Annotated in this window: 5 protein-coding genes; 3 read left to right on the top strand and 2 right to left on the bottom strand. The window is 36.6% G+C overall.

The window, feature by feature from the left end; all coding sequences use genetic code 11:
• Positions 1-419: 419 nt before the first annotated feature.
• Complete coding sequence (locus tag V7077_RS26615) at positions 420-1,250, bottom strand: DUF4405 domain-containing protein (protein WP_335507585.1); 831 nt, start codon at positions 1,248-1,250, stop codon at positions 420-422.
• A gap of 448 nt (positions 1,251-1,698) precedes the next feature.
• Here V7077_RS26615 and V7077_RS26610 point away from each other — a divergent pair, with 448 nt between their 5' ends.
• Genes V7077_RS26610 through V7077_RS26600 form a run of 3 tightly spaced genes read left to right on the top strand, consistent with a single transcriptional unit; the run spans position 1,699 to position 5,365 of the window.
• The gene (locus V7077_RS26610) at positions 1,699-3,183 is read left to right on the top strand and encodes a spore germination protein (protein WP_335507583.1); all 1,485 of its coding nucleotides are present in this window, start codon (positions 1,699-1,701) and stop codon (positions 3,181-3,183) included.
• 21 nt (positions 3,184-3,204) lie between these two features.
• Entirely contained in the window at positions 3,205-4,290 is a 1,086-nt protein-coding gene (locus V7077_RS26605) for a GerAB/ArcD/ProY family transporter (protein WP_335507581.1), read from the top strand.
• Complete coding sequence (locus V7077_RS26600; protein ID WP_335507580.1) at positions 4,283-5,365, top strand: Ger(x)C family spore germination protein; 1,083 nt, start codon at positions 4,283-4,285, stop codon at positions 5,363-5,365. Before V7077_RS26605 ends, V7077_RS26600 begins: the two co-directional genes overlap by 8 nt.
• A gap of 75 nt (positions 5,366-5,440) precedes the next feature.
• Here the strand turns inward: V7077_RS26600 and V7077_RS26595 are convergent, their stop codons facing one another.
• The gene (locus tag V7077_RS26595) at positions 5,441-6,154 is read right to left on the bottom strand and encodes a spore germination protein (RefSeq protein WP_335507587.1); all 714 of its coding nucleotides are present in this window, start codon (positions 6,152-6,154) and stop codon (positions 5,441-5,443) included.
• Positions 6,155-6,348 lie beyond the last annotated feature (194 nt).

The raw sequence follows: 6,348 nt of genomic DNA, 5'->3' as shown, positions 1-6,348 counted from the left end.
CCCTGTCCGAAGACGAGGCAACTTCGGACACTAGATGGCAAAATTTCTTCAATCCTGTCCGAAGTCGAGGCAACTTCGGACACCAGATGGCAAAATGACTTCAGCCCTGTCCGAAGACGAGACAACTTCGGACACCAGATGGCTAAATGACTTCAACCCTGTCCGAAGTCGAGACAACTTCGGACACCAAAGGGCTAAATGACTTCAATCCTGTCCGAAGTCACAAAAACCTTCTTAAAAATAAGTTTCCAACAAGGCTATAAAAAACGCTCGGTTTCCCAAGCGTTTTTTTGCTAATTCACTTGCTAAAATTTCGTACATAAGCAGTGTTAATCAGGTTGATAGTTCAGTTGTGCATTTTAATTTACTTCTCGTTAACTGAACTACTCAGTATATATCATGACTTGTCTTTAGAGTCATTAAGATACTCGAGGATGCAAATCTTTTGATTTCCGTCTGTTCCTTAAAATGCGCTTTTCAAGATAATAAGTAGGAATAATAATTGCTGCCCATATCGCAAAGTAGTTGAGAAGGACCAGGAATGGACTGCTGCTGCCGCCATGTCCTTCCTTTCCTCCTCTTCCATCATGATCAAACTTTTCACTTCTAAAATCTCCGTTAGGTGGATTTGGGTGGGTTGTCCCAGTGCCACCAGTAGTGGATGACTGGCTGCTTTGCTGCATTGGTGCCTTATTGAACGCACCCTCACTTGGAGTAGACGTTGAAGCAAACCACTGTATTCCACCAGCTAAAAGGGCAAGAGACAAGACAACTGAAGCAAGAACACCTTTTCTAAGTTTACCTTCCTTCGACTTGAACGCTCTTTTACAGATACTCATGATCCATTGCCAATGAACGCCGACGTGAAGGCCAACTAGCGCAAGTGTAGCGTCAGCTGACAGACCATGGATACCGCGTACCGAATGTCCACCTTGAATGGCGAGACTCGGAAAAACTATTCTTGAAATAAGAATGCCAGTTATAATAACGGTTGCCATCGAAATTAATAGCAGGATATTTATTAAAAAACTAAATCGAGTTTTTTTAGGGAGTTTCGGGTCAAAAATCTTTTTAGTAGTAGTAATTACCCAGCGATAGTTTAATCCGATGTGGAATAGAATCGCTACCCCTATGATCACACCCGCGATTTCATGAAAGGGTAATCCATCTAAAACCCTTGGATTCATTAGTAACACAAACGTGATCGCCATCATTAAATCGAGTATAATTTTTGTATAATTCTTTTTCAAATCAATTCCTCCATATAATATATCTCCTGAACTGTTTCAAATTTTAGGGGGAAAAGCTTAAGAAAACCTTAACTGATCCTTACAGATTGCTATTTTTTTGTAAATAATATTGTTCCCGATATACAAGTGTTGTTTAAAAACTTGCATAATTTGGCTCATTTTAATTTATTCTTTGTAGCAGTAAAGCACGTCTCTTTTTCTTTTAAAAAAAAATTGAAATCCTTATAGAAATAAAGCCTTGTACCCTCCAACTAGAAGGATAAAATCGTCCCACTTAAACCACCCAAATTTACCTTTAAAGCCTCCCATAATAATAAAGATACCTAATGCACATATTCAAATACAGATTTAAATTTTGAACACACAACGTTAATAATATAGTTTTGTTAGGAATGCATAAATTTCCCTCTCCTACACATTCTAATAGAAAATTAATTGAGGGATTAAGATGAAGTTAGAAAAGGGAAATAAGGGCAACGAAATTGGCTCGAATCAAAATTGGATTGAACGATTATCCAAATCAAATGATTTCGTACACGAGCATACTTCCTTAATCGACAAGGAACCGTTTTGGATATCCTATTATCGCACCCTCATTTCAACAGATATTTTACATCAAGATGTTCTGCCATTTTTACAAAAACAGCTGCCTCTCGAAGAATTAAAAAGCAAAATTCCGGTACAAGAGATTATTTTTACTAAAAATCCAGATGAAATCATTCAGAAAATCCTGAATGGCTTTTTAGCCATTCAAAAGCAACAGAACGATCAAGAATGCTTATTAATCAATATTGCCAACAGTAATTTTCGCGATGTTGGGCCGCCAACGATGGAAGCCTCGGCATTGGGGCCGCAGATTGGATTTATTGAAGAATTAGATACTAATATTAATCTTATTCGAAAAAGACTACCTGTTCCGGAACTGCTTGCCGAAGAAATGAAGGTTGGGGAATTATCTAAAACAAGAGTAGCAGTCCTTTACATTGATGGAATTGCTGATCCGGAAAATGTAAACACGGTAATCCAAAGAATAAATGATATTCAATATGATCATATTCAAGACAGCTCATATATCTCTGCCATGATTGAGGACAATTCTAATTCTTTATTTCCACAATCGATCACAACGGAAAGGGCAGATCGAGTTGCGGCCGGCCTCACAGAAGGAAAAATTATTATCGCAGTAGATGGATCACCGAATCTAATCATTCTTCCCGTTACATTCATGGAATCCTTTATTGCAATAGAAGATTACAGCTATTCATGGATCCTTTCTAATTTTTTCCGTCTGTTACGACTGGCCGCGATATTTATCTCTACATTGATAAGCCCTATGTATGTCGCGATTATGACCTATCATTATGAATTGATCCCATCGCGTCTCTTGGATACATTGGTTGCATCAAGGTCAGCAGTCCCCTTTCCTCCATTTTTAGAGGCTCTATTTTTAGAGTTAATGATTGAAATGGTAAAGGAGGCTGGAATTCGTCTGCCTCTTAAAATAGGACAATCCCTGGGAGTGGTAGGCGGTATTGTAATCGGACAAGCTGTTGTGGAAGCAGGCTTAACTAGTAATGTATTGCTCATATTGGTGGGACTTGGAACTTTGGCTTCCTACACCTCACCTGTATACAAATTTAGTAATACGATTCGCTTTATTAAGTTTCCCATCATATTTTTTGCCCAATGGTTTGGTTTGGTTGGGGTGTTTTTATGCTTTCAATTTACACAAATTCATTTACTGCGTTTAACGTCACTTGGTCGTCCCTACTTGAGCCAGTATCCAGTTCGAAAAACTTCCTTTCAGGATTTATGGATAAGAACACCATTTTCTATGCAAAAACTAAACCCATCAACCTTAAGACCTCAAGAGAAGCGAAAATCCACTGGTACCGGAAAAAAAATGGGACCGGTGAACGACTTTTATGAATAATGCGTAAAGGGGAAATAAACATTGCAAGTAAATAAGAGGCATCAAGTTTCTCCTTATCTAGTCTTTTTTATTATTTACAATTCTCAAGTGGGAATTGGCATTTTATCCTTTCAAAGAGCCATTGCAGAAAAGGCGGGATATGATGCGTGGATCGGTGTGTTATTAGCAGGGTGTTTCGTTCAAGTGTTTATTTGGATGATGTATAAACTTCTGAGAAAGAACAATGGCGATATTATGGATGTCCATGCCAATATTTTTGGAAATGTAGTGGGCAAATTTTTTAGTATGGTCATCATGATTTATTATTGGTTAGCAAGTACATCTGTTTTACTGGGGTATATTGAAATTATTCAAGTTTGGATGTTTTCTACTATACCTTCCTGGATTCTTTCTATCTTAATTTTACTAATCGTGTATTACAGTGTCTCCGGAGGATTTAGGGTCGTTGCCGGGGTATCGTTTTTATCGTTTATCTTTCCGCAGATTTCATTAATTTTCTTATATATATTTCCGTTAAAAACAGCTCATTTCGGAAATCTTTTACCGCTGATGAACCATTCCTTCACAGACCTGTTTGATTCCATCAAAAGCTCCATGTATACCTTAGCTGGAACCGAGGCTTTGTTGATGTATTATCCATTTATAAAAAATGCAGCTACCTCAAAAAAGTTTGCTCATTTAGGTGTTCTATTTACGACTTTATTATATACGATTTCCGCTATCGTCACCTATACCTTTTATAGCGAAGAACAGTTAAAAACTACCATTTGGCCGGAACTGTCTTTAACCAAAATCATAAAACTGTCTTTCTTGGAGCGATTTGAATACCTTTATATCTCTATTTATTTCATTATCGTGACGGCAACGGTCTCACTTTTTTTATGGTGCTCGAGCAGAGGTTTAAAGAAAATATTTAACCGGAAACAAAAGGATATGTTAATCTTGCTAAGCCTATTAAGTTTAGCCGTATGTCAGTTTATAACAGAACCCTTAAAGGTAATGCTGGAAAAACTAGTAACCGACCTAAATTTGTGCTTATTTTATGGCTATACCCCTTTACTCTTACTTGTGTCCACCTTTTTAAAAAGGGGTAATCAAAATGGTTAAGCAGATAGGACTTGGTTTATTTCTCATCTTAATTTTAGCAGGATGCTCTTTCCTCCCTACCAATATTGTAAATGAAATCAGTTTAATACAAGGGGTGGGATATGATCTGGGCGACGGAAAGGCCATAAAGGGCTCGATGGTCTATCCCATTTTCCAAAAAGACAAACCAGCCAAATCTGAAGTTAAAACCGCCTTCGGGCAATCAAGTAAAGAGATTCGCACGAAATTAAGTAATGAAACCCGTTATCGATTAGTAAGCGGGCAGTTAAGAATAGCGCTGTATGGCAAAAAACTAGCGGAAAAAGGGATAAATGATTTTGTGGATACCATAAACCGTGATCCTTCAATAGGCAGCTTAGTTCAAATGGCGATCGTTGATGGTGATGCCAACGAGTTGTTAAAGCTTAAAAAATATCAATCGGAGAATATCTCCATTTACTTGCAAGAAATGCTTGATCAAAACATGGAATACGGCGACCTGCCTCGAACTGATTTACAATCCTTTTTATTTCAATTATTTCAAACCGGACAGGATCCTTATTTACCGTTAATAAAAAAGGTAAAGGATAACATCCAGGTTACAGGGCTGGCCATTTTTAATTATGACCAATATGTGACCTCCATTGGAGCCGAAGATCTTATAATATTTAAAGCCTTAGTTGAAAAAAACAGGAATAGTTTACACCAATTTGTTCTTGAAAACGATGATAAGGTAGTATTAGAGACTCTTAATTCAAATGCAACGTATAAAGTAAAAATGGCAAACGGAAAACCAGAGTTTACGATTAATCTAAAAATGAAAACGAAACTACAAGAGTTCGTTCCTTCAGAAAAAAAAAGACAGACTTTTAATAAAAAGAAATATCAAAAGCAGGTTGAACGGAAAATCGAACAAACCGCCTTAAAACTGGTCAATCAATTTAAGAAACAGCATGTTGACCCATTAGGTTTAGGAGCAAAATATAAAGAACATATTCGTGGATTCAGTGTCAAACAATGGGAACAATATTACCCTCACGTAAAAGTTAATGTAACTGCAGATATAGATATCGGGCAAACCGGCAGTATTGATTAAATACTATAAAGCGACCCACCAAAATTGGAAANNTTTCCAATTTTGGTGGGTCACTACTTTTTAATTGGCTGTGAATTATTTTTTTCTTGGGTATGTATGTTCAGAATTAATTAATTTCTTTAACTTTCCTCTCCAGAACGTATCCTTCCATTCATGGATTCTAAATGAAATCAGCGGCGTGAAATAAGGTATCCCAAATGTCCTTATGCTTGCGCCACAAATAAAGAAAATAACAAAGACCGCAGCTAATCCTGTATATCCAAAAAACCAAGCTACTAGTATTAATAACCATTTCATCGTATCTGCAAGTGGTAAAAGACCTTTTACTAATACTAAAAAGGTGCATAATTGGGAGAAAGCAAAAACTATTAATCCACCTGAACTAACAAGCTTAGTAGTGACAGAGTATTGGCCAACAATCATAATTGCTAATAGGACAATCATAATATACAAGCTTTGATAGATATGTAAGGAGGTATCGTAAATGATCCTTATTACAAACAGTATAAATATCATTTCCAAAAGGCCATTTAAAATTTCTCCGGTAAAAAGGAATTCAGTGATTAATTTAGCCTTATGGTCACCTATGGGCAGTTTTTTTATTTCATCCAAATGAAACCTCTGGGTAGCAATATACAGTGCAGGGATAAACATAGATAGGAGAAAACCAGTTATTCTCATAATACGGTTGGCCAATCTTCCGTATGAACTGTAATACTCGTCCTTTGATTGAAATAGTTCCCAAAATACAATCGGGGCAATAGTAGCCATAGGGGTATTATCTGCAATAATAACTACTACATTTTAAACTATTGCTTATGAGGTAAAAATGAAAGGGTTTGCATCTGATGGTGAAACAAGCATTGTTAGATGATTTATATGCTGTACAAAACCATTATTCACGAAAGAGTGCTTTTATATGATTTTTTAGGAAATAATAATTTAATCATAACCCCTATTAGTTTACTTACGCTGTATCCCAG

The organism is Neobacillus vireti (assembly GCF_036962465.1).
Lineage (GTDB): Bacteria > Bacillota > Bacilli > Bacillales > Cytobacillaceae > Neobacillus > Neobacillus vireti_B.
Note: the sequence above shows the minus strand (reverse complement) of the source record. Positions and strands in the feature narration are given on the sequence as shown.